Source organism: Leclercia sp. UBA5958 (genome assembly GCF_002430365.1).
GTDB classification, from domain to species: domain Bacteria; phylum Pseudomonadota; class Gammaproteobacteria; order Enterobacterales; family Enterobacteriaceae; genus Enterobacter; species Enterobacter pneumoniae.
Window position 1 is genome coordinate 234,993 of record NZ_DJCE01000011.1, and the last position, 22,274, is coordinate 257,266.

At 54.9% G+C, this 22,274-nt stretch carries 19 protein-coding genes; 12 read left to right on the forward strand and 7 right to left on the reverse strand.

What is annotated here, in order from left to right:
- Positions 1 to 2: 2 nt before the first annotated feature.
- On the reverse strand, positions 3 to 941 hold the full coding sequence (gene fruK, locus B2Q93_RS16565) for a 1-phosphofructokinase (protein ID WP_040074777.1): 939 nt from the start codon (positions 939 to 941) through the stop codon (positions 3 to 5).
- Positions 941 to 2,071, reverse strand: coding sequence for a fused PTS fructose transporter subunit IIA/HPr protein (gene fruB / locus B2Q93_RS16570; RefSeq protein ID WP_040074776.1), 1,131 nt, complete (start codon positions 2,069 to 2,071; stop codon positions 941 to 943). The genes fruK and fruB overlap by 1 nt, the downstream gene beginning before the upstream one ends.
- A gap of 367 nt (positions 2,072 to 2,438) precedes the next feature.
- Here fruB and setB point away from each other — a divergent pair, with 367 nt between their 5' ends.
- Entirely contained in the window at positions 2,439 to 3,620 is a 1,182-nt protein-coding gene (gene setB, locus B2Q93_RS16575) for a sugar efflux transporter SetB (RefSeq protein ID WP_286933798.1), read from the forward strand.
- On the opposite strand, the gene B2Q93_RS16580 is transcribed toward setB, so the two are convergent.
- Complete coding sequence (locus B2Q93_RS16580; protein ID WP_046884725.1) at positions 3,617 to 3,871, reverse strand: YkgJ family cysteine cluster protein; 255 nt, start codon at positions 3,869 to 3,871, stop codon at positions 3,617 to 3,619. The two genes, setB and B2Q93_RS16580, sit on opposite strands and share 4 nt — an antisense overlap.
- Before the next feature lie 164 nt (positions 3,872 to 4,035).
- Between B2Q93_RS16580 and yeiP the strand changes: the two genes are divergently transcribed.
- Entirely contained in the window at positions 4,036 to 4,608 is a 573-nt protein-coding gene (gene yeiP, locus B2Q93_RS16585; RefSeq protein ID WP_040074772.1) for an elongation factor P-like protein YeiP, read from the forward strand.
- Positions 4,609 to 4,641: 33 nt separating this feature from the next.
- Here yeiP and uxuA read toward each other — a convergent pair whose 3' ends face one another.
- Positions 4,642 to 5,832, reverse strand: a complete 1,191-nt coding sequence (gene uxuA, locus B2Q93_RS16590; RefSeq protein ID WP_040074771.1) for a mannonate dehydratase — start codon at positions 5,830 to 5,832, stop codon at positions 4,642 to 4,644.
- Between the two features lie 206 nt (positions 5,833 to 6,038).
- Here uxuA and B2Q93_RS16595 point away from each other — a divergent pair, with 206 nt between their 5' ends.
- The 9 genes from B2Q93_RS16595 (at position 6,039) to yejF (ending at position 17,705) form a co-directional block, all read left to right on the forward strand.
- Positions 6,039 to 7,511, forward strand: coding sequence for a mannitol dehydrogenase family protein (locus B2Q93_RS16595; protein WP_040074770.1), 1,473 nt, complete (start codon positions 6,039 to 6,041; stop codon positions 7,509 to 7,511).
- Positions 7,512 to 7,630: 119 nt separating this feature from the next.
- Positions 7,631 to 8,617, forward strand: a complete 987-nt coding sequence (locus B2Q93_RS16600; RefSeq protein ID WP_046884723.1) for a CobW family GTP-binding protein — start codon at positions 7,631 to 7,633, stop codon at positions 8,615 to 8,617.
- 33 nt (positions 8,618 to 8,650) lie between these two features.
- Positions 8,651 to 9,367 carry a phosphatase PAP2 family protein gene (locus tag B2Q93_RS16605; protein WP_286933799.1) on the forward strand — a complete coding sequence of 239 codons (717 nt, stop codon included), beginning with the start codon at positions 8,651 to 8,653 and terminating at the stop codon, positions 9,365 to 9,367.
- A gap of 411 nt (positions 9,368 to 9,778) precedes the next feature.
- The gene (gene mepS, locus B2Q93_RS16610; RefSeq protein ID WP_040074767.1) at positions 9,779 to 10,348 is read left to right on the forward strand and encodes a bifunctional murein DD-endopeptidase/murein LD-carboxypeptidase; all 570 of its coding nucleotides are present in this window, start codon (positions 9,779 to 9,781) and stop codon (positions 10,346 to 10,348) included.
- 198 nt (positions 10,349 to 10,546) lie between these two features.
- Complete coding sequence (locus B2Q93_RS16615) at positions 10,547 to 12,103, forward strand: cyclic di-GMP phosphodiesterase (RefSeq protein WP_286933801.1); 1,557 nt, start codon at positions 10,547 to 10,549, stop codon at positions 12,101 to 12,103.
- Positions 12,104 to 12,180: 77 nt separating this feature from the next.
- Entirely contained in the window at positions 12,181 to 13,986 is a 1,806-nt protein-coding gene (locus B2Q93_RS16620) for an extracellular solute-binding protein (protein WP_286933802.1), read from the forward strand.
- 8 nt (positions 13,987 to 13,994) lie between these two features.
- The gene (locus B2Q93_RS16625; RefSeq protein ID WP_046884720.1) at positions 13,995 to 15,089 is read left to right on the forward strand and encodes a microcin C ABC transporter permease YejB; all 1,095 of its coding nucleotides are present in this window, start codon (positions 13,995 to 13,997) and stop codon (positions 15,087 to 15,089) included.
- Positions 15,089 to 16,114 (forward strand): ABC transporter permease, encoded by a 1,026-nt coding sequence (locus B2Q93_RS16630; RefSeq protein ID WP_263616495.1) that lies wholly within the window; start codon positions 15,089 to 15,091, stop codon positions 16,112 to 16,114. Before B2Q93_RS16625 ends, B2Q93_RS16630 begins: the two co-directional genes overlap by 1 nt.
- A 1-nt stretch (position 16,115) precedes the next feature.
- Positions 16,116 to 17,705 carry a microcin C ABC transporter ATP-binding protein YejF gene (gene yejF, locus B2Q93_RS16635; RefSeq protein WP_286933803.1) on the forward strand — a complete coding sequence of 530 codons (1,590 nt, stop codon included), beginning with the start codon at positions 16,116 to 16,118 and terminating at the stop codon, positions 17,703 to 17,705.
- Positions 17,706 to 17,708: 3 nt separating this feature from the next.
- Here the strand turns inward: yejF and B2Q93_RS16640 are convergent, their stop codons facing one another.
- From B2Q93_RS16640 to rsuA, 3 genes are all read right to left on the reverse strand, one after another.
- Positions 17,709 to 18,053 carry a YejG family protein gene (locus tag B2Q93_RS16640; RefSeq protein WP_040074760.1) on the reverse strand — a complete coding sequence of 115 codons (345 nt, stop codon included), beginning with the start codon at positions 18,051 to 18,053 and terminating at the stop codon, positions 17,709 to 17,711.
- Positions 18,054 to 18,386: 333 nt separating this feature from the next.
- Positions 18,387 to 19,583, reverse strand: coding sequence for a Bcr/CflA family multidrug efflux MFS transporter (locus B2Q93_RS16645; protein WP_046884717.1), 1,197 nt, complete (start codon positions 19,581 to 19,583; stop codon positions 18,387 to 18,389).
- Positions 19,584 to 19,597: 14 nt separating this feature from the next.
- Positions 19,598 to 20,305, reverse strand: a complete 708-nt coding sequence (gene rsuA / locus B2Q93_RS16650) for a 16S rRNA pseudouridine(516) synthase RsuA (RefSeq protein WP_040074757.1) — start codon at positions 20,303 to 20,305, stop codon at positions 19,598 to 19,600.
- A gap of 150 nt (positions 20,306 to 20,455) precedes the next feature.
- Here rsuA and B2Q93_RS16655 point away from each other — a divergent pair, with 150 nt between their 5' ends.
- Positions 20,456 to 22,216 carry a DEAD/DEAH box helicase gene (locus tag B2Q93_RS16655; protein WP_040074756.1) on the forward strand — a complete coding sequence of 587 codons (1,761 nt, stop codon included), beginning with the start codon at positions 20,456 to 20,458 and terminating at the stop codon, positions 22,214 to 22,216.
- Positions 22,217 to 22,274: the final 58 nt, after the last annotated feature.

The window sequence follows — 22,274 nt, forward strand, 5'->3', positions numbered from 1 at the left end:
TGTTAGTTAAAGGGTTTTAAGTCAACGCGCGCCATCATCGCGGCTAACTGGGTACGATCGGTAATACCGACATTGCTCTGGCTCACGGCCAGGGCAGCAACAGCGGTAGCAAGACGTAACGTGTGTTCACTGGATTCACGCATCAGCAGGCCGTAAATCAGCCCACCTACCATGGAATCCCCTGCGCCAACGGTGCTTACCACTTCCATCGACGGCGGTTTGGCAATCCATTCGCCAGACGCGTTAACCCACAGCGCGCCTTCTGCACCCAATGAAATCACCACATGAGCGATACCCTGTTCACGCAGCGCATGGGCAGCATCAATCACATCTTTCAATTCTGGCAGCTTACGGCCAGCCCAGATTTCCAGTTCGCGACGATTTGGTTTGACTAGCCATGGTGCGGCTTTAAGGCCTGCAACCAGCGCATCACGGCTGCTGTCGAAAATAATGCACGGGCACTGGCTGCGCAGACGCGTCATCCAGTCGGTAAAGGCTTCCGGGCTGACGCCCGACGGCAGACTGCCGCTGACGCATACCATGTCGAACTGGCCCAGCCAGGAGAGCGAGTCGTTAACAAAACGTTCCCAGTCTGACTGCGTCACTTCGAAGCCGGAGAAGTTCAGGTCGGTCACTTCACCGTCTTTCTCGGTCAGCTTCACGTTGATGCGGGTACGGCCCTGCACAATCTGGAAACGGTTAGCAATGCCCAGTTCGCTGAACAGCTGCTGAAAGCCGTCCTGGTTATCTTTGCCCAGGAAGCCGCCTACGGTGACATCGATGCCCAGATCTTTCAGCACCTTCGCCACATTGATCCCTTTACCTGCCGCATGCAGTCCAGTGGTGCGCACCAGGTTGACTTCGCCGCGCTCAATCTCCGGGCAGAATCCTACCAGGTCGTAAGCCGGGTTCAGCGTAATCGTTGCAACACGTCTGCTCATTATGCGCCCTCCCCCAGACCTGCCGCGATGGCATCGCCAATGGCTTTCAGCGCCTGTTCAGCATCGGCACCCTGGGCGGTGAAGCGCAGGCGATGGCCTTTTTTCACGCCCAGTGCGACCACTTTCATCAGGCTACGGCCATTAGCGGGCTTACCGCTGCCGTCGAGGTTAGTGACGGTGATGTCGCTTTCAAACTGCTTGATGGTGTTAACCAGCATGGTGCCGGGGCGGGCATGCAGACCGTGTTCGTTACGCACCACGTACTCTGCACTAAGCAGGTCGTCGGTCAGCGCGTCATCGCTGGTCAGCAGCGCCAGCAGGGTCGCGGCATCTGCGTTCAGCAATTTGTCAGCTTTGTTGATCAGCAGCAGATCGCTCAGGCGTTTGAGCACGGCAACCGGCTGGTCATCGGCCATAGCCACGGTCACCAGCAGGGCTGCTTTCTCACCTTCAACATCAAATGCGGAGGCCGCACGGCTGACGGCAACAGCGCTGCGCAGATTGCCTTCAGCACTGTCGTTCAGCCAGACGCCCTGGCCCAGGTTCAGCGGCTTGTCCGTTATGGTATGGGTGACAAATGCCGTGTCGACCGCACCCGCCTCTTTCAGACGTGCGGCGTTCATCGCCTGAAGCGTCACCAGATCGGAGGCGACCACATCCAGCGACAGCGTCGCGTTATCCAGCTTCAGCGCTTCGCTCTGCTTTTCACCCATCAGCAGTGCTCGCAGCTCTTCAGCGGTGGTGGCAGATTTCAGTTGTTCCGCCACTGCGTCATCGCTCAGCACGTGCGTCAGTTGACGCAGCAGGCCCAGATGTTCGTCACTGCTGGCGGCGATACCGATGGCGACATACGCCACCTGCCCTTCGCCCCAGAGCACGCCCTGCGGGAATTGATATACCTGCACACCGGTCTTCAGAACCTGATCGCGGGTATCAGTGGTGCCATGGGGAATGGCGATGCCATTGCCGAGGAAGGTTGAGGTCTGCTGCTCACGCGCCAGCATGCCATCAACATAGCCAGCGGCAACATTGCCAGACTGCACCAGCGCGGCAGCGATCTGCCGGATGGCCTCTTCTTTATTACCGGCCTGTTCGCCCGGATGAATGTCCTGTACGGATAACTGGAACATAGCTCTCCACTCCTGCTGAAATTGAATCGTTTCAGCTTAAATGTGAAAATAGGCGCCAATCCGTTTGTGTTAGATCAACCAATTAGCGCTGAAACGTTTCAAGAAGTCTTGCTTTTTATCGCCATCCTTGCAAGTAAAGTTACGTTTCAGCTTTCGGAATTTAGAGTTGCAGCACATTTTTGCAACATTACGTCCTCTTTCGCGGGCAATAAAAGAGACCAGCGCGCTTTACTTCAGCAGCTTCAGCAAGCGCAGCGGTAATATGAAATGCCATTTTGATTTTTTGTGGGTAATAAGAGTGCGCATCTGTTCATTTTCTGACAAGCGGCGTAAACTCCGCCTCTCTCCATATTACTGATACAGAAACATGCATACGACTCCCGCTGCCGCCAGGCAAAAATCGTTTGATTTGACGTCATCGGCGTTTTTGATTGTGGCCTTCCTCACCGGTATTGCCGGTGCACTGCAAACCCCTACGCTGAGCCTGTTCCTGACTACGGAAGTGCATGCTCGTCCGGCGATGGTTGGCTTCTTTTTTACCGGCAGCGCCATCATCGGCATTTTTGTTAGCCAGTTTCTGGCGGGCCGCTCAGACAAAAAGGGCGATCGCAAAAGCTTGATCGTCTTCTGTTGTCTGCTGGGCGTGTTCGCCTGCCTGCTATTTGCCTGGAACCGTAACTACTTCATTTTGTTGTTCGTTGGCGTCTTTTTGGGGAGTTTTGGTTCTACGGCTAACCCGCAGATGTTTGCCCTCGCCCGCGAACATGCGGATCGCACCGGGCGTGAAGCGGTGATGTTCAGTTCAATATTGCGTGCCCAGGTTTCGCTGGCCTGGGTGATAGGTCCGCCGCTGGCTTACGCCCTGGCAATGGGTTTTGGCTTTACGGTGATGTATCTCAGCGCCGCAGCGGCGTACATCATTTGCGGCCTGATGGTATGGTTCTTTTTACCCTATATGCGTAAAGAGCCGAAGCTGGCGACCGGTACGCTGGAAGCCCCGCGTCGTAACCGCCGCGACGCCCTGCTGCTGTTTATTATCTGCACATTGATGTGGGGTACCAACAGTCTGTACATCATCAATATGCCGCTGTTTATTATTAATGAACTGCATCTGTCGGAAAAACTGGCGGGCATCATGATGGGCGCGGCGGCGGGGCTGGAAATCCCGACCATGCTGATTGCCGGCTATTACGCCAGGCGCTTCGGCAAGCGCTTTCTGATGCGCATTGCCGCCGTCGCAGGGCTGCTGTTCTATGTCGGGATGCTGACCGCCAGCTCACCGGCGTTGTTGCTGGGGTTACAGCTGCTCAATGCGATTTACATCGGCATTCTGGCGGGGATCGGCATGCTCTATTTTCAGGATTTAATGCCCGGCCAGGCGGGGGCAGCCACTACGCTTTATACCAATACGACGCGCGTAGGCTGGATTATCGCGGGCTCGATGGCCGGTGTGGTGGCCGAGATCTGGAGCTATCACGCGGTCTTCTGGATAGCGCTGGCGATGTGCATGATCACCTGCGTTTGCCTGACGCGCATAAAAGACATTTAAGGCGCGGTCAGCGCCTCCAGCTCCAGCAGCCAGGTCATCGCCTGCTGGCGCGAACTGCCGCACATATCGGCGGCGGGCTGCAGGCCGGCGCAGACTTTTGGGCGTAGCGGTGAGCCAAAAATCTTACAGCGCTGCTGCGCATCCAGCTGTACGCACGGTGTATTCGCCGGCTTGCCGTTGGGCATGCCGGGAATCGGGCTGGTAATGGAGGGTGCAGTGCAGCACGCTCCACAGTCTGGACGGCATTCCATAAAGGCTCTCTTACCCTGACGAGAACCCGCAGAGCGGGCGTGGCGCGCACAGTAACACCTTTTATGTATTGATAGCAAAACCCACGAATTCCTCTTGCCTGAAAGCCCGCGCGCGAGTACTTTGACGCGATATTTTTGACCTCCCCGTTAACAGGATTACTGCAATGCCAAGAGCGAACGAAATTAAAAAAGGTATGGTGCTGAACTACAACAGCAAACTGCTGATTGTGAAGGATATTGATATCCAGGCACCGAGCGCCCGTGGCGCAGCGACGCTGTATAAAATGCGTTTCTCCGATGTCCGCACCGGTCTTAAAGTGGAAGAGCGCTTTAAAGGCGACGATATCGTCGATACCGTAACCCTGACCCGCCGCTTCGTTGACTTCTCTTATATTGATGGCAACGAATACGTGTTTATGGATAAAGAAGATTACACCCCGTATATCTTCACCAAAGATCAGATCGCAGACGAACTGCAGTTTATGCCTGAAGGCGGCATGCCGGATATGCAGGTACTGACCTGGGACGGCCAGCTGCTGGCGCTTGAGCTGCCGCAGACCGTTGATCTGGAAATCGTTGAGACCGCACCGGGCATCAAAGGGGCTTCAGCCAGCGCCCGTAACAAACCGGCGACGCTGACCACCGGCCTGGTAGTGCAGGTTCCGGAGTACCTCTCCGCCGGCGAGAAGATCCGTATCCATATCGAAGAAAAACGCTATATGGGTCGTGCAGACTAAGACAAAAAACCCGGCTTTCGCCGGGTTTCTTTTTTACAGCAGTTCGGGATATTTGGTCATTTTTAGCGCCAGTTCCACACCACGTACTTCCGCCATCCCCTTCAGTCGCCCTATCGCCGAATAGCCAGGATTGGTTTTCTTACGCAGGTCATCCAGCATTTGATGGCCGTGATCGGGACGGAATGGAATCGGTCGCACATCGCCCGCTTTCTTGCGGCGTTGCTCTTCGCTGAGGATAGCGTCCACCACCGCCACCATATTCACGTCACCGCCCAGATGCGCGGCTTCGTGGAAGGTTTTTGGATTCTCTTCCCGGCAGGTAGCGCGCAGGTGAGTAAAGTGAATACGGTCACCAAAGGTTTCGATCATCCGCACCAGATCGTTATCGGCACGCACGCCGTAGGAGCCGGTACACATGGTAAAGCCATTGTTGATGCTGTCGACGGTCTCTTTCAGCCACTGCATATCTTCAATGGTAGAGACAATACGCGGCAGACCGAGAATTGGACGCGGTGGATCGTCCGGATGCACTGCCAGACGCACGCCCGCTTCTTCTGCCACCGGGACGATAGCGCGCAGGAAGTGCGCCATGTTTTCCCGCAGCTGCGCTTTATCGATATTGCCATACTCCGCCAGACGCGCGCGGAACTGGTCGAGGGTATAGCCCTCTTCAGCGCCCGGCAGGCCGGCAATAATATTGCGGGTCAATTTTTCGATCTCTGCCGCGCTGGCCGCATTAAACCATGCCTGGGCTTGTTGCTGCTCTTCAGGGCTGTAATCGGCTGCGGCGCCTTCACGCTTCAGAATATGCAGCTCAAATGCGGCGAAGGCGATCTGATCAAAGCGCAGTGCTTTGGAGCCATCCGGCAATTCGTATTCCAGATCGGTGCGCGTCCAGTCGAGGATAGGCATAAAGTTGTAGCAGACCGTATCAATACCGCAGGCCGCCAGGTTACGAATGCTCTGCTGGTAGTTGGCAATCCAGGTCGCGCACTGCCCGGAATGAGTTTTGATCTCTTCGTGCACCGGAATGCTTTCCACGACCGACCAGGTGAGCCCTTTTTCGGCCAGCAGCTTCTGGCGCTGTTTAATCTCTTCTACCGGCCATACCTCACCGTTAGGAATATGATGCAGCGCGGTCACCACGCCGGTCGCGCCTGCCTGGCGCACGTCATCAAGAGAAACCGGATCGTTCGGGCCATACCAACGCCAGGTTTGTTCCATCGCTTCATCCTCGCAAAGTTGTTATACCAATATAATGTGACGCAATGACGACTACCATACATGTCTAACGCGCCGGGTCAACGCGCCTCGCCTCATTGATTGATCAAACTCACAGTTCCCGCATATTTACGGCTCACCAATTTAAATTGCTGTCATATAACTTTAGACTGACATTGTTAATTAACGGTTAATCAGGTGTGTATTTCATGAAGACAATTGCCTCTATTACGCTGCCCGCTAACGTTAAGCAGCCCCAGTACGATCGTCAGCAACTGCGCTCCCGCATCGTCCATTTTGGATTTGGTGCTTTTCATCGCGCGCATCAGGCGCTGTTAACCGATCGCGTGCTGAATTCCGAGGGCGGCGACTGGGGTATCTGTGAGATTAGCCTGTTTAGCGGCGATAAGCTGATGAGCCAGCTGCGCGCGCAGGATCACCTGTTTACCGTGCTGGAAAAAGGGGCGGACGGGAATCAACCCATCATCGTCGGCGCGGTGCATGAGTGCCTGAACGCGAAGCTTGATTCGCTGGCCGCCATTATTGAGAAGTTCTGCGAACCGCAGGTGGCGATAGTCTCTCTGACCATTACGGAAAAGGGTTACTGCATTGATCCTGCCACCGGCAAACTGGATGTGCAGAACGAACGTATTCTTCACGATCTGGAAAATCCCACTGAGCCACACTCGGCGCCGGGTATTCTGGTCGAAGCGTTACACCGTCGTCGCGAACGCGGCCTGACGCCCTTCAGCGTACTCTCCTGCGATAACATCCCCGATAACGGTCATGTAGTGAAAAACGCGGTGCTGGGCATGGCGCAGAAACGCTCGCCGGAACTGGCTGAATGGATTGCGGAACATGTTAGCTTCCCGGGGACGATGGTGGATCGCATTGTTCCTGCAGCGACCGACGCTTCCCTTGCGGAAATTGCTGACGTGCTGGGTGTGGATGATCCCTGCGCCATCAGCTGTGAGCCCTTTATCCAGTGGGTGGTTGAAGATAATTTTGTGGCCGGTCGCCCGGCGTGGGAAGCCGCGGGCGTTCAGCTTGTGCAGGATGTGTTGCCCTGGGAACAGATGAAGCTGCGAATGCTTAATGGCAGCCACTCTTTCCTCGCCTGGCTGGGTTATCTCAGCGGGTTTGCCCATATCAGCGACTGCATGCAGGACGAGGCTTTGCGCAAGGCTGCCCGTCAGCTGATGCTGACCGAACAAGCCCCTACCCTGCGCATTACCGGTGTGGATCTGGATGCGTATGCCGACAGTCTGATCGACCGTTTTACCAACCCGGCCCTGCAGCACCGTACATGGCAGATTGCGATGGATGGCAGCCAGAAGCTGCCTCAGCGCATGCTGGAAGGGATCCGCGTGCACCTGCAGCGCGGCACCCCGTGGCCACTGCTGGCGCTTGGCGTAGCGGGCTGGATGCGTTACGTCAGCGGCGTGGATGATGCGGGTCAGGCCATCGACGTACGCGATCCCCTGAGCGACAAAATCCGCGCTATCGTCGACAGCAGTACCGAGCAGACGCGCGTGCAGGCGCTGCTTGGCCTGAGCGAAATTTTTGGCGAGGATCTGCCGCAGGATGCCGGGTTTGTTGACGCCGTCAGCAACGCTTACCAGCGTATTCAGCACACCGGCGCCCGCCAGGCGATCATTGATACGCTAAACCTTTCCCAATAATGGCGGTTTACGCGGACGGAATAGGGTTCCGTTCGCGTGACCTCTTCTCATGACTGTTCTTTTCAGCCAGGATTATTGATAATTGTTATAAGATTACAGTTATCACTCCTGGAGCACATGTGACCAAGACTAACCTGATCACCGGTTTTCTCGGCAGCGGCAAAACCACCTCAATTTTGCATCTGCTGGCCAATAAAGATCCTGCCGAAAAATGGGCCGTACTGGTCAATGAATTTGGCGAAGTGGGTATCGATGGCGCGCTGCTGGCCGACAGCGGCGCGATGATCAAAGAGATACCCGGAGGCTGCATGTGTTGTGTTAATGGTCTGCCGATGCAGGTTGGCCTGAACACGCTTCTGCGACAGGGTAAACCCGACCGCCTGCTCATCGAGCCCACTGGCCTTGGCCATCCTAAGCAGATCCTCGACCTGCTCACCTCGCCGGTTTATGAACCCTGGATCGATCTGCGTGCGACGTTGTGCGTACTCGACCCGCGTCAGCTGCTGGACGAAAAAGCGGTACAAAATGACAACTTCCGCGATCAGCTGGCTTCTGCCGATATTATCATTGCCAACAAAGAAGACCGGGCGACGCAAGAAAGCCGTGAAGCGCTTCAGATTTGGTGGCAACACGTCGGCGGGGAGCGTCAGTTGCAGTACGCAACGCAGGGCAATATCGATATCGCCTTGTTAGATCTGCCGCGCCTGAATACGGTGGAACTGCCTGCCAGCGCGGAACACAACCATTCCCATCGCGATCAGAAAGGGCTTGCCGCCCTGAGCCTGCCCGCCCACCAGCGCTGGCGGCGTAACCTCAATAGCGGCCAGGGCCATCAGGCGTGCGGATGGATTTTTGACGCTGATACCTGTTTCGACACTATCGGTCTGCTGGAATGGGCGCGACTGGCGCCGGTTGATCGCGTTAAAGGGGTGATGCGCACGCCAGATGGCCTGGTGCGGATTAATCGCCAGGGGGAAGATTACTTCATCGAAACCCAGGGAGTGGCTCCGCCGGACAGTCGTATAGAGCTAATTAGTGCGGTAAATACCGACTGGAACGCACTTCAGGCTAGTCTGTTGAAGCTTCGTTTAACTTCCGACAACTAACGTTGCCCGGACTTCTTAGCTTAGTAAACGATGATGAAAACACGATTCCCCCAGATAATACTGCTTAATGTCGCTGGCCTGGCGCTCTTCTTCTCATGGTACCTGCCGGTTAACCACGGCTTCTGGTTCCCGCTGGACAGTGGCATCTTCCACTTCTTTAACCATAAGCTGGTGGAGAGTCGTGCCTTCCTGTGGCTGGTCGCCATCACCAATAACCGTGCTTTTGACGGATGTTCGTTACTGGCGATGGGCTGTCTGCTTCTCTGGTTCTGGCGCCAGTCATCGGCAGAAGGCCGTCGGCGCATTATTATTATCGGGCTGGTAATGTTATTGATCGCCGTGGTGCTGAATCAACTGGCATCAGCCCTTATTCCGGTGAAGCGTTCGAGCCCTACGCTCTGGTTTTCTGATATTTATCGCGTTAGCGAATTGCTGCATATTTCAACGAAAGACGCCTCGAAAGACAGTTTCCCTGGCGATCACGGGATGATGCTGCTTATTTTTGCGGCAGTAGTATGGCGCTATTTCGGTCGTAAAGCCTTTATGGTTGCCCTGATTATCTTTATGGTCTTTGCTTTCCCGCGGGTCATGATTGGCGCCCACTGGTTCACCGATATTGCTGTCGGGTCGCTCTCTGTAGCGCTGATTGGTCTTCCCTGGTGTCTGATGACTCCATTAAGTGATAAATTAATCGCCGTATTCGATCGTTATTTACCTCATAAATTCAACAAAAATAAAACAAATAACTAACCGAAATTATTAAGCGCCGTCAGGGATCGTTATCGATCCCTGACGATTTAACGGCTGCTTAATTAACATTATGTCATCATGCTGTAACATTAATCGGCTTACAAATGAATCAGTTGTGTGATTTTTAGTCTGATTTCTCCCCTCATTTCCCTTTCCCATCAGCCTGATTTGGCTATCACAAATACTTATAAAAAATTGGCTTTTTTTACTCGCATTGGGTTCGGCAATCGGTTACTCTCAGACTCGTTTTACCCAGCACCGTAATTATTTCTAATGCAGAAAAATTTGTGCGATTCGCCACAGATTTGACCATAAAGAATTGTCTCAAAGTGCGCAGGTAATTAGTCTCGTCACGTTTGGCATTTTTATAACGATATTGATCGTTAAGGACTTCAAGGGAAAATAAACAAAATGGTCAAATCTCAACCGATTTTGAGATATATCTTGCGGGGGATCCCGGCGATTGCAGTTGCGGTTCTGCTTTCTGCTTGTAGCACAACGAATACCGCGAAGAATATGCATCCTGAGACGCGTGTTGTGGGGTCAGAAGACGCCTCTTCACTGCAAGCCTCTCAGGATGAATTTGAAACAATGGTACGTAATCTGGATGTGAAATCCCGACTTATGGACCAGTATGCCAGCTGGAAAGGCGTTCGTTACCGCCTGGGTGGCAGCACTAAAAAAGGTATTGATTGTTCCGGTTTCGTACAGCGTACTTTCCGTGAGCAGTTTGGTTTAGAACTTCCGCGTTCAACCTATGAACAGCAGGAGATGGGCAAGTCGATTTCGCGTACCAGCTTACGCACCGGCGATTTAGTCCTGTTCCGCGCAGGTTCGACCGGCCGACACGTCGGCATCTATATCGGTAATGATCAGTTCGTCCACGCATCCACCAGCAACGGTGTGATGATCTCCAGTATGAACGAGCCTTACTGGAAGAAGCGCTACAATGAAGCGCGCCGTGTACTGACGCGGAGTTAATCGATGCGTGTTGTCCGTTACCCTTGGCTGACAACACGTTGAATAAAGCACTGCTACGGCGGTGCTTTTTTTTGTTTCATCGCCAGGCAAGAGAGCGTAACCTTTCTCTGGTAAAGCCAATCCAGGCTATAGTCGTGTAACTGCATGAATTTAGCCGTCATGAAGACGGGGGCGGCAAATCAGGATCTGATAACATCAATGTTCACCCGCTACTTTTCATCCCGCCGTAAGGTGCTGATCATTAGCCTTCTTACCGGCCTGTTTATCGCCCTGCTCTGCGGCGGTTTGCAATTTTTTTCCAGTTATCATAAACGCGCGGTAAGGTTCGATAACCTGATTGTCGATCTTCGACTGTATATGGAGAGCTATTTCACCGAGCTGCGTACCTCTGTCGACCAGCTGCAACCCATGACTTTGAATAGATGTGAGGATGTGGGTTCAGAGCTGACCTCGCGCGCGGCCTTTAGCCTGAACGTTCGCGCATTTCTGCTGGTGAAAGACAAAATCGCTTTTTGCTCTTCGGCCACCGGGCCGATGAACACCCCCCTTGCGGATCTGGTTCCCGAAATTGATCTGAAAAAGCCAATCGATATGGCGCTGGTCTCAGGCACGCCAATGATGCCGAATAAATCCGCCATTGTGCTGTGGTACCGTAACCCGCTGGTAAACGATGGCGGCATTTTTACCTCAATTAACCTCAACCTGACCCCTTACCTTTTATATACCGCCCGTCAGGATGAGTTTGCGGCCATTGCGCTGGTTGTAGGAAACACCGCCTTTTCAACCTATGCCGATCACCTGCTGCATACCAACGAATTAACTACGCCACCCATACGGTCCACCCGCATTGAAGAGTTGCCGCTGCAAATAAATCTCTACGCCGAAGCCTGGACACGAGAAGACTTGCTGTTTGCATTACTGTTTGGCGTGATTTGCGGCATCAGCAGTGCGGTTGTCTGCTACTACCTGTCGATGGCGCGGGCTAACCCAAGAAAAGAGATCCTGACGGCCATTAAGCAGGATCAGTTTTATCTGGTCTATCAGCCGGTTGTAGATGTCAACGATCTAAAAATGACTGGCGTAGAGGTACTCATGCGCTGGCGTCATCCGGGTGCCGGAGAGATCTCGCCTGATGCGTTTATCAACTTTGCTGAAGCACAAAAGTTGATCGTCCCGCTGACGCTGCACCTCTTTGACCTGATACTGCGCGATGCGCCAATGTTGAAAAAACGGCTACCGCCGGGTGCAAAACTGGGGATCAATATTGCTCCAGGCCACCTGCATGCCGAAAGTTTTAAAGAAGACATGCGCAAATTTGCCGCCTCGCTACCGCCGAATCACTTCCAGGTCGTGCTTGAAATTACCGAGCGCAATATGCTGCAACACAGCGAAGCGGCCCGGCTGTTCGACTGGCTTCATCATGAAGGCTTTGAAGTGGCGATTGATGACTTTGGTACCGGGCATAGCGCGCTCATCTATCTTGAGCGCTTCTCGATGGACTATCTCAAAATCGATCGTGGGTTCGTCAACACCATCGGTATGGAAACGGTTACCTCCCCCGTCCTCGACGCGGTCATTACCCTGGCGCGCCGGCTAAATATGGTCACCGTGGCGGAAGGGGTAGAAACAGTCGAGCAGGCAAAGTGGCTGCGGGAACATGGCGTCAATTTCTTACAAGGATACTGGATTAGTCGCCCTATGCCGCTGGACGCGCTGCTGACGTGGCAAGAAGATCCCGGGCTTAGTCGTGAATAATTGCACAACGGTCGCCTCGTCACTTATTATTCAATGATCATCGGGTGGCCAGCTAATAATAAGGAATGCGTAGCGGAATGATAGTGCGCGTAATGATGCTACTGCTTGTAGCGCTGAGTGGATTCTGTCAGGCGCAGACCATCAAAGAGAGCTACGCGTTCGCCGTCATCGGCGAGCCGAAATACGCCATCAATTTCGATCACTACGATTACGTCAACCCGGCGGCGCCAAAAGGGGGAAAGGCTACCCTTTCCGTTATCGGTACCTTTGATAACTTCAACCGCTATGCTCTGCGCGGCGTGGCCGCCGAACGCACTGAATCACTTTACGATCCCCTCTTCACCACCTCGGACGATGAACCCGGCAGCTACTATCCTCTGGTCGCTGAGTTTGCACGCTACGCTGATGATTATTCCTGGGTGGAGCTTACGATCAATCCGAAAGCGCGCTTTCATGATGGGACACCGGTCAGCGCCCGTGACGTCGAGTTTACCTTTCATAAATTTATGACTGAAGGGGTCCCCCAGTTCCGACTGGTCTATAAAGGCACCACCGTTAAAGCCATCGCGCCGCTTACGGTGCGTATTGAGCTGGCGAAGCCCAATAAAGAGGATATGCTGAGCCTCTTCTCCCTGCCGGTAATGCCAGAGAAATTCTGGAAAAATCATAAACTCAGCGATCCTATCTCCACGCCGCCGCTGGCCAGCGGCCCGTATCGCATTACCAGCTGGCGTATGGGGCAGTATGTCATCTGGTCACGGGTAAAAGATTACTGGGCCGCCGACCTGCCTGTTAACCGCGGCCGCTGGAACTTCGACACCCTGCGCTATGACTATTATCTGGACGATAATGTCGCCTTTGAGGCCTTCAAGGCCGGGGCATTTGATATGCGCCTTGAGAGCAGCGCCAAAAACTGGGCCACCCGCTACACCGGCAGAAATTTCGAGCGCGGCTATATCGTTAAAGATGAGTTTAAGAGCGATTCGGCGCAGGACACCCGCTGGCTGGCGTTTAATATCCAGCGCCCCGTCTTTACCGACCGACGCGTGCGCGAAGCCATTACCCTCGCCTTCGACTTTGAATGGATGAACAAAGCGCTCTTCTACGGAGCCTACAGCCGGGTGAACAGCTATTTTCAAAATACGGAGTACGCCGCAACAGGGTATCCGGACGCCGCTGAGCTGACGCTGCTCGCTCCGCTCAAGGGTGAAATCCCGGCCGAGGTCTTTACCTCCGTCTATCAGCCGCCGGTGTCAAAGGGCGACGGCTACGATCGCAACAACCTGCTTAAAGCCAGTAAATTGCTGGATGAAGCAGGCTGGACGCTAAAAAATCAGAAACGCGTTAATATCCAGACCGGGAAACCGCTCACCTTTGAGCTGCTACTTCCCTCCGGCGGCAATAATCAGTGGGTGTTGCCGTTCCAGCACAATCTCGAACGCTTGGGCGTGACGATGACGATTCGCCAGGTCGATAATTCGCAAATCACCAATCGTATGCGTAGCCGCGATTACGATATGATGCCGCGCCTGTGGCGGGCGATGCCATGGCCAAGCTCCGATCTGCAGCTCTCCTGGGCTTCGGCATATATCGACTCCACCTATAACTCCCCGGGAGTAAAAAGCCCGGCCCTCGACGCGCTTATCGCCCGGATCATTGACGCCCAGGGCGATAAAGAGAAATTGCTGCCGCTCGGGCGGGCGCTCGACCGGGTTCTGACCTGGAACTATTACATGCTGCCCATGTGGTATATGGCACAGGATCGCGTCGCCAGCTGGGATAAATTTTCTCACCCGGCGGTACGTCCGGTTTACGCCCTCGGTTTTGAAAACTGGTGGTATGACGTGAACAAAGCGGCGAAATTACCCGCCGAGCGACGGTAAGGAATGTTATGGGCGCTTATCTGATTCGTCGCTTATTACTGGTGATCCCCACCCTGTGGGCCATCATCACCATCAACTTTTTTATCGTGCAGATTGCCCCCGGTGGTCCGGTGGATCAGGCCATAGCCGCTATCGAAATGGGTAGCAGCAACAGCCTGCCCGGTGGGGGTGGCGAAGGGATGCGCGCCAGCCATGCCCGCACCGGCGTGGGTAATATCAGTGAAAGCCACTATCGCGGCGGACGCGGCCTCGATCCGGAGGTGATCGCCGAGATCACTCAGCGCTACGGTTTCGATAAACCGCTGCATGAACGCTATTTCAAAATGCTATGGGATTACGCGCGCTTCGATTTTGGTAATAGCCTGTTCCGCAGCGCCTCGGTATTGCAACTGATTAAGGAGAGTCTGCCCGTCTCCATCACCCTGGGGCTATGGGGTACCTTGATTATCTACCTGGTCTCTATCCCGCTGGGTATTCGCAAGGCGGTCTATAACGGCAGCCGTTTCGATACCTGGAGCAGTACCTTTATCATTATCGGCTATGCTATTCCGGCCTTCCTTTTCGCCGTAGTGTTGATCGTCCTCTTTGCCGGAGGCAGCTATTACGACCTTTTCCCGCTGCGCGGGCTGGTCTCGGCGGATTTTGACTCTCTGCCCTGGTACCAGAAAGTGACGGATTACCTCTGGCATATCACCTTGCCGGTGCTGGCCACGGTCATTGGCGGCTTCGCGGCGCTCACCATGCTGACCAAAAATTCGTTTCTTGATGAGATCCGCAAACAGTATGTGGTCACCGCCCGGGCGAAAGGGGTGAGCGAGCGCAAAATTCTGTGGCGGCATATATTCCGCAACGCCATGTTGCTGGTCATCGCGGGCTTTCCGGCCACCTTTATCAGCATGTTCTTCACCGGCTCGCTGCTCATAGAGGTGATGTTCTCCCTGAACGGCCTCGGCCTGCTGGGCTACGAAGCGACGCTCTCCCGCGACTATCCGGTGATGTTCGGCACGCTCTATATCTTCACCCTGATTGGCCTGCTGCTGAATATCATCAGTGATATCAGCTATACGCTGGTCGACCCACGCATCGATTTTGAGGGCCGCTGATGCTACGCCTAAGCCCCATAAACCAGGCCCGCTGGGCCCGTTTTCGCCACAACCGCCGCGGCTACTGGTCGCTGTGGATCTTTGCGGTGATCTTTATTCTGAGCCTGTTCTCTGAACTGGTGGCTAACGACAAGCCACTACTGGTACATTTTAACGACCGCTGGTATCTGCCAGCGATAAATAACTACAGCGAGAGCGACTTTGGCGGCCCGTTCGCCACCCCGGCAGATTATCAGGATCCGTGGCTTCGCGCTCAGCTCGATAACCACGGCTGGGCGTTGTGGGCGCCGGTTCGTTTTGGCGCCACCAGCATTAACTTTGCCACTACCCGTCCCTTTCCTTCTCCCCCCTCCAGTCAGAACTGGTTAGGCACCGATGCCAACGGCGGCGACGTACTGGCTCGCATTCTCTATGGCACCCGCATCTCGATTCTGTTCGGCCTGTTATTGACCCTTTTCTCTAGCGTTCTGGGGATACTGGCGGGCGCCCTTCAGGGCTATTACGGCGGCAAAATGGACCTCTGGGGACAGCGTTTTATTGAGGTGTGGTCGGGCATGCCGACCCTGTTTCTGATCATTCTGCTCTCAAGCGTAGTGCAGCCGAATTTCTGGTGGTTACTCGCCATCACCGTGCTGTTCGGCTGGATGGCGCTGGTCGGCGTGGTACGGGCTGAGTTTTTGCGTACCCGTAATTTTGATTATATCCGTGCCGCGCAGGCGCTGGGCGTGGGCGATCGGGGAATTATTTTCCGCCACATTCTGCCCAATGCGATGGTGGCTACCCTCACCTTCCTGCCGTTTATTATGTGCAGCTCCATCACTACCCTGACCTCTCTCGATTTTCTCGGTTTCGGCCTGCCGCTGGGATCGCCATCGCTGGGGGAACTGTTATTGCAGGGCAAAAATAACCTACAGGCGCCATGGCTTGGGATCACCGCGTTTATCTCGGTGGCATTGCTGCTGTCGTTACTGATCTTTATTGGCGAAGCGGTACGCGATGCCTTCGACCCTAACAAGGCGGTGTAACATGACGCAGCCCCTTCTGCATATTGATAACCTCTCCATCGCTTTTCGTCAGCAGGGCGAAACGCGTCCGGTAGTGAGCGATCTCTCGCTGCATATCGATCCGGGAGAAACGCTGGCGCTGGTGGGTGAATCCGGCTCGGGGAAGAGCGTTACGGCCCTCTCAGTGCTGCGCCTGCTGCCTTCGCCACCGGCCATCTATCCGCAGGGGGATATTCTCTTTCAGGGGCAGTCACTGCTGCATGCCGATGAACGTACCCTGCGCGGCGTGCGAGGCAATAAAATCGCGATGATCTTCCAGGAGCCGATGGTCTCGCTCAACCCACTGCATACGCTTGAAAAACAGCTGTATGAAGTGCTCTCTCTGCATCGGGGGATGCGTAAAGAGGCCGCGCGCGGCGAGATGCTCGACTGTCTGGAGCGCACCGGCATTCGTCACGCGGCCAAACGGCTCTCTGACTTCCCGCATCAGCTCTCGGGAGGAGAGCGTCAGCGCGTCATGATTGCCATGGCCCTGCTCACCCGCCCTGAACTACTCATTGCCGATGAACCCACCACGGCGCTGGACGTCACGGTACAGGCGCAGATCCTGCAACTGCTGCGGGAACTGCGCGACGAGCTGAACATGAGCTTGCTGTTTATCACCCACAATCTCAGCATCGTTAAAAAGCTTGCCGATAGGGTCGCGGTGATGCAAAGCGGGCGTTGCGTCGAGCAGAACAGCGCCCCTGCCCTGTTTAGTGCTCCGCAACATCCCTACACGCAGCGACTCCTTGATAGTGAACCCGCCGGCGGCCCTGTTCCACTGGCAGAGAGCGCCCCGACGCTACTCACCGTGAATAATTTGTCGGTGGCCTTCCCGATACGTAAGGGTCTTTTACGCCGGGAGGTGGATAGCAAACGGGTGCTGAACAAGGTCAGCTTTACCCTTCGTGCAGGTGAAACTCTGGGGCTGGTGGGGGAGTCAGGTTCCGGTAAAAGCACCACCGGGCTGGCACTACTGCGGCTGATTACGTCGCAAGGTGAGATGACTTTCGATGGTAAGACGCTGCATGACCGCAATCGCCGTCAGATGCTTCCGTTGCGCCATCGAATGCAGGTGGTTTTCCAGGATCCCAACTCCTCACTCAACCCGCGACTCAATGTCCTGCAGATTATTGAAGAGGGGTTACGCGTACACCAGCCTGCGCTCACCCCGGCGCAGCGAGAAGCCGAGGTGATTCGGGTAATGGGCGAGGTGGGGCTGGATCCCGAAACCCGGCAACGTTATCCGGGGGCCTTTTCCGGCGGTCAACGACAGCGTATCGCCATTGCCCGCGCCTTGATCCTGCGACCGGAGCTGATCATCCTTGATGAACCGACGTCATCGCTGGATCGCACCGTGCAGGCGCAGATTCTGGCGTTACTGAAAGATCTTCAGCAGCAGTATCGGCTGGCGTATATCTTCATTAGCCATGACCTGCAGGTCGTGCAGGCGCTTTGCCATCAGGTCATTGTTTTACGTCAGGGAGAGGTTGTCGAGCAGGGAGAGTGTCAGCGCGTGTTTGCCGCGCCGACGCAGGCATATACCCGCCAGCTGTTGGCGTTACGTTGACACTCAGAAAGGATTCTGGCCAGACACCGGCTCAGCAATGGCTACGCCGAAATTTTTCAGGCGGCAGGTGGCGGCAAATTCGTCCTGACTTTTCACGAACAGGCAGGGTTCGCCCTCGCACTCCAGCACGGAGCTGTCGAGTTCAATATCCGTCAGCGCCTGGCTGAGCTTTTCCATTACCGGCCACGCGTTTTCGTCTTGCGGACTGAGCAATTTAAGCGCCACCAGGCAGTTATCGCAGTTCGTCCCGCTTTGCGGAATCGGTTCAACTTTCGAACCTGCGAAACCCGCCGACCAGCGATAGCTCTGCGGCAAGCGATGGACGATGGAGAGCTGTAATGTATCCACGTTTGTTCCCCGGAAGCAAAATATACTTCACAATCTATTTACATTTATAGTAACACATCATTACTCACCTGCCCTGTTTTTAGTGAGAAAGCGGTTACAGCCAGATATCATCGGCGTTAGCGTCTTATTTCTCAGGGCTTTTTGTATGAGTTTCAGGTTCGCAACGGCGCTATATGTACCCGTTTCTGCGATCTAACTCAACCTTTTTAACTACAACGATGTGACTTTTTACATAAATAGATTTTACATAAAAGAAACAAACAAGGAGACCGGGATGAACGTTTTGGTTGATATGTGTCAAAAAAGGGTTCCTGTGGAACCCTTTTTTGTGCGTCATTTAACCGTTTTTTTGGGTCGGCTGGCATAGAGGTAGAAAAGAATGGAGCCCGTCGCACAGAAAGCGATGGACCAGAGCATCGGCCAGGCACTGTTGAAGGTGGCCATCGACAGTAACGCACCGATAATGGCGCCAATGCCAAAGCGGAAGGTCCCGGCGAGCGACGACGCCGTGCCCGCCATGTGCGGGAACTCATCCAGAATGACCGCCATCGCGTTCGACGAGACCATGGAGACGCAACCGACAAACGCCGCCACGCCCACCACCAGCGACCAGAAGCCCACATCGAAGAATGCCGTCACCACCATCCAGATTGCCATGGCGAACTGGATCCACAGCCCGGCACGGAACATATTCAGCGCTCCAACGCGGCGGACAAAGCGGCTGTTGATCAGCGTCATCACAATCAGGAAGACGATGTTCAGTGCAAAGTAGTAGCCGAAATGCTGCGGTGAGACGTGGTTCAGTTCAATGTAAACAAAGGGCCCGGCGCTCAGGAATGAGAACATCCCCGCGAAGCTGAATCCGCTGGCCAGCATATAGCTCAGCACCCGCTTATGACGAAACAGCGATGCGAAGTTGCCGAGCGTGGTGCGGATGTGGAACTTTTGTCGACGTTCAGGCGGCAAGGTTTCCTTGATAAAGAAGAAGATCATTGCCGACGCCAGCAGCGCCGCAAGCGCCAGGATCCAGAAGATAGCGTGCCAGCTAAACCAGACCAGCACAGCCCCACCCGCCATCGGCGCTATCAACGGCGCCACAGTGGTGACCAGCATGACGAAGGACATCATGCGCGAGAACTCTTCTTTCGGGTAGATATCGCGCATCAGGGCATTAATCACCACGCTGGCAGCGGCAGCGGCCAGGCCGTGGAAGAAACGCATGACAATCAGATGGTCAATGGTCTGCGCCAGCGCACAGGCAACGGCCGCACCGGCAAACACCAGGGTACCGCCGAGGATAACCGGTTTGCGCCCCAGGCTATCGGCCATCGGTCCGTATAGCAACTGCCCCACGGCAAAGCCGAGAATATAGGTGCTGAGGGTCATCTGCGCGCTGCCTGCCGGTACGCCGAACTGCTCGGAAATGACCGGCAGTGCGGGCAGGTACATATCGATAGAGAGCGGCATCAGCATGGCCAGCAGGCCAAGGATAAAGACAATGCTAAATGACGAGTGTGGCCTGTTGGTCACAATAAACTCCTGGATTAGCGTGGAGCCAGGCCAACGCTGGCAATTTCTTCATCCGTTAACGGGCGGTATTCACCGGGTTCCAGATCATCATCAAGCTCGATGGCGCCGATACGCTCCCGGTGTAAACCAATCACGTGGTTACCCACCGCGGCGAACATACGTTTTACCTGATGGTAACGCCCTTCGCTGATGGTCAGGCGCACCTCGGTCGGTGTGATCACCTCGAGCGTGGCCGGCCTGGTCAGATCTTTTTCATTATGCAGCTGTACACCCTGCGCGAACTGTTCCGCCGTATTATCGCTCACCGGTGATTCCAGCATCACCCGATATGTCTTTTCACAATGATGGCGTGGTGAGGTAATGCGGTGCGACCACTGACCGTCGTCGGTCATCAGCACCAGTCCGGTAGTGTCGATATCCAGACGCCCGGCGGCGTGTAGCTTGTGCGCCATCGGCTCATCAAGGAAATAGAGAATGGTCGGATGATCCGGATCGTCGGTGGAGCAGACATAACCTTCCGGTTTATTGAGCATGAAATAGCGCGGGCCATTCTGCTGAGTCAGCGAATTACCGTCGTACTCAACCTGATGGTCAGGCTGGAGTTTGAACGCACTATCTTTCACAATATCGCCATCCACGGTAACGCGGCTGGCGCGAATTTCACGCCCGGCAATAGCGCGGCTTACGCCGAGTTGCTGAGCGATAAACTTATCAAGTCGCATGAAGTATTTTTAGCCTTAATGGTGCCAGGAGCCGGACAACACATCCGGAAAAGAGGCAGTCTGAAGAAGCCAGTATAACGGGCTATCTGCGCCACTCAAGGGAAAAAGTTTCGTGGCATACTATATGCGAGATAACCAAACTGAGATCCCATGACATTTACTCTTCGCCCCTATCAGCAGGAAGCGGTTGACGCGACCCTCGCCCACTTTCGCAAGCATAAAGAACCGGCGGCCATTGTGCTCCCTACCGGGGCTGGCAAGAGCCTGGTGATCGCCGAACTGGCCCGGCTGGCGCGCGGGCGCGTGCTGGTGCTGGCGCATGTGAAAGAGCTGGTGGCGCAGAACCATGCCAAGTACCTGGCCCTCGGCCTTGAGGCGGATATCTTTGCCGCCGGCCTGCAGCGTAAAGAGAGCCACGGCAAAGTGGTGTTTGGTAGCGTGCAGTCGGTGGCGCGTAATCTGGATCAGTTCCGCAGCGAATTTTCGCTGTTGATTGTGGACGAGTGTCATCGCATCAGCGATGACGACGACAGCCAGTATCAGCAGATCCTTGCCCATCTGAAAAGCGTTAACCCCTCGATTCGGCTGCTGGGATTAACTGCCACGCCGTTCCGTCTGGGCAAAGGCTGGATTTACCATTTCCACTATCACGGCATGGTGCGCGGCACAGACAAAGCGCTGTTTCGCGACTGTATATACGAGTTACCCCTGCGTTACATGATAAAGCACGGTTACCTCACCCCGCCTGAGCGGCTGGATATGCCGGTGGTGCAGTACGACTTTAGCCGCCTGCAGGTGCAGAGTAATGGCCTGTTTAGCGAAGCGGATCTTAATCGCGAACTCAAAAAACAGGATCGTATTACCCCGCACATTATCAGCCAGATAATGGAATTTGCCGAAACCCGCAAAGGGGTGATGATTTTTGCCGCCACCGTGGAACACGCCCGCGAAATCACCGGGTTGTTACCCGCTGACGATGCGGCGCTGATCACCGGTGAAACGCCGGGCAGCGAACGCGATCGCTTAATTGAAGCCTTCAAAGCGCAGCAGTTTCGCTATCTGGTGAACGTAGCGGTCCTGACCACCGGTTTTGATGCTCCCCACGTGGATCTGATTGCGATTCTGCGCCCTACCGAATCGGTGAGCCTGTATCAGCAGATCGTCGGCAGGGGGTTGCGTCTGTCGCCGGGTAAAACCGACTGCCTGATTCTGGATTACGCCGGCAATCCCCACGACCTGTATGCCCCGGAAGTGGGTACGCCAAAAGGCAAAAGTGACAACGTTCCGGTGCAGGTATTTTGCCCCGGATGCGGCTTCGCCAATACCTTCTGGGGAAAGACAACGGCCGACGGCACCCTTATTGAACACTTTGGCCGGCGCTGTCAGGGCTGGCTGGAGGATGACGACGGCCATCGCGAGCAGTGCGATTATCGTTTCCGCTTTAAAAATTGTCCGCAATGCAATGCTGAAAACGACATTGCTGCCCGCCGCTGCCGCGAGTGCGATACGGTGCTGGTCGATCCGGACGATATGTTAAAAGCGGCGCTGAAGCTGAAAGATGCGCTGGTGTTGCGCTGTAGCGGCATGGTGCTGGCCCAGGGGGCGGATGAGAAAGGCGAGTGGTTAAAAATCACCTATTACGATGAAGACGGTGCCGATGTGAGTGAGCGCTTCCGTCTGCACACACCCGCCCAGCGTACCGCCTTCGAACAGCTGTTTATCCGTCCGCATACCCGTACGCCAGGGGTGCCCCTGCGCTGGATCACCGCCGGGGATATCCTTCACCAGCAGGCGTTGCTTCGCCATCCGGACTTTGTGGTGGCCCGTAAAAAAGGGCAGTTCTGGCAGGTGCGCGAGAAGGTGTTTGACTACGAAGGGCGCTACCGCCGGGCGAATGAATTGCGTGGCTAAAGGGAGTTTTCATTGATGTCAGCGCTGATTACGTATAAAATGCCGCCCGCCTCACATC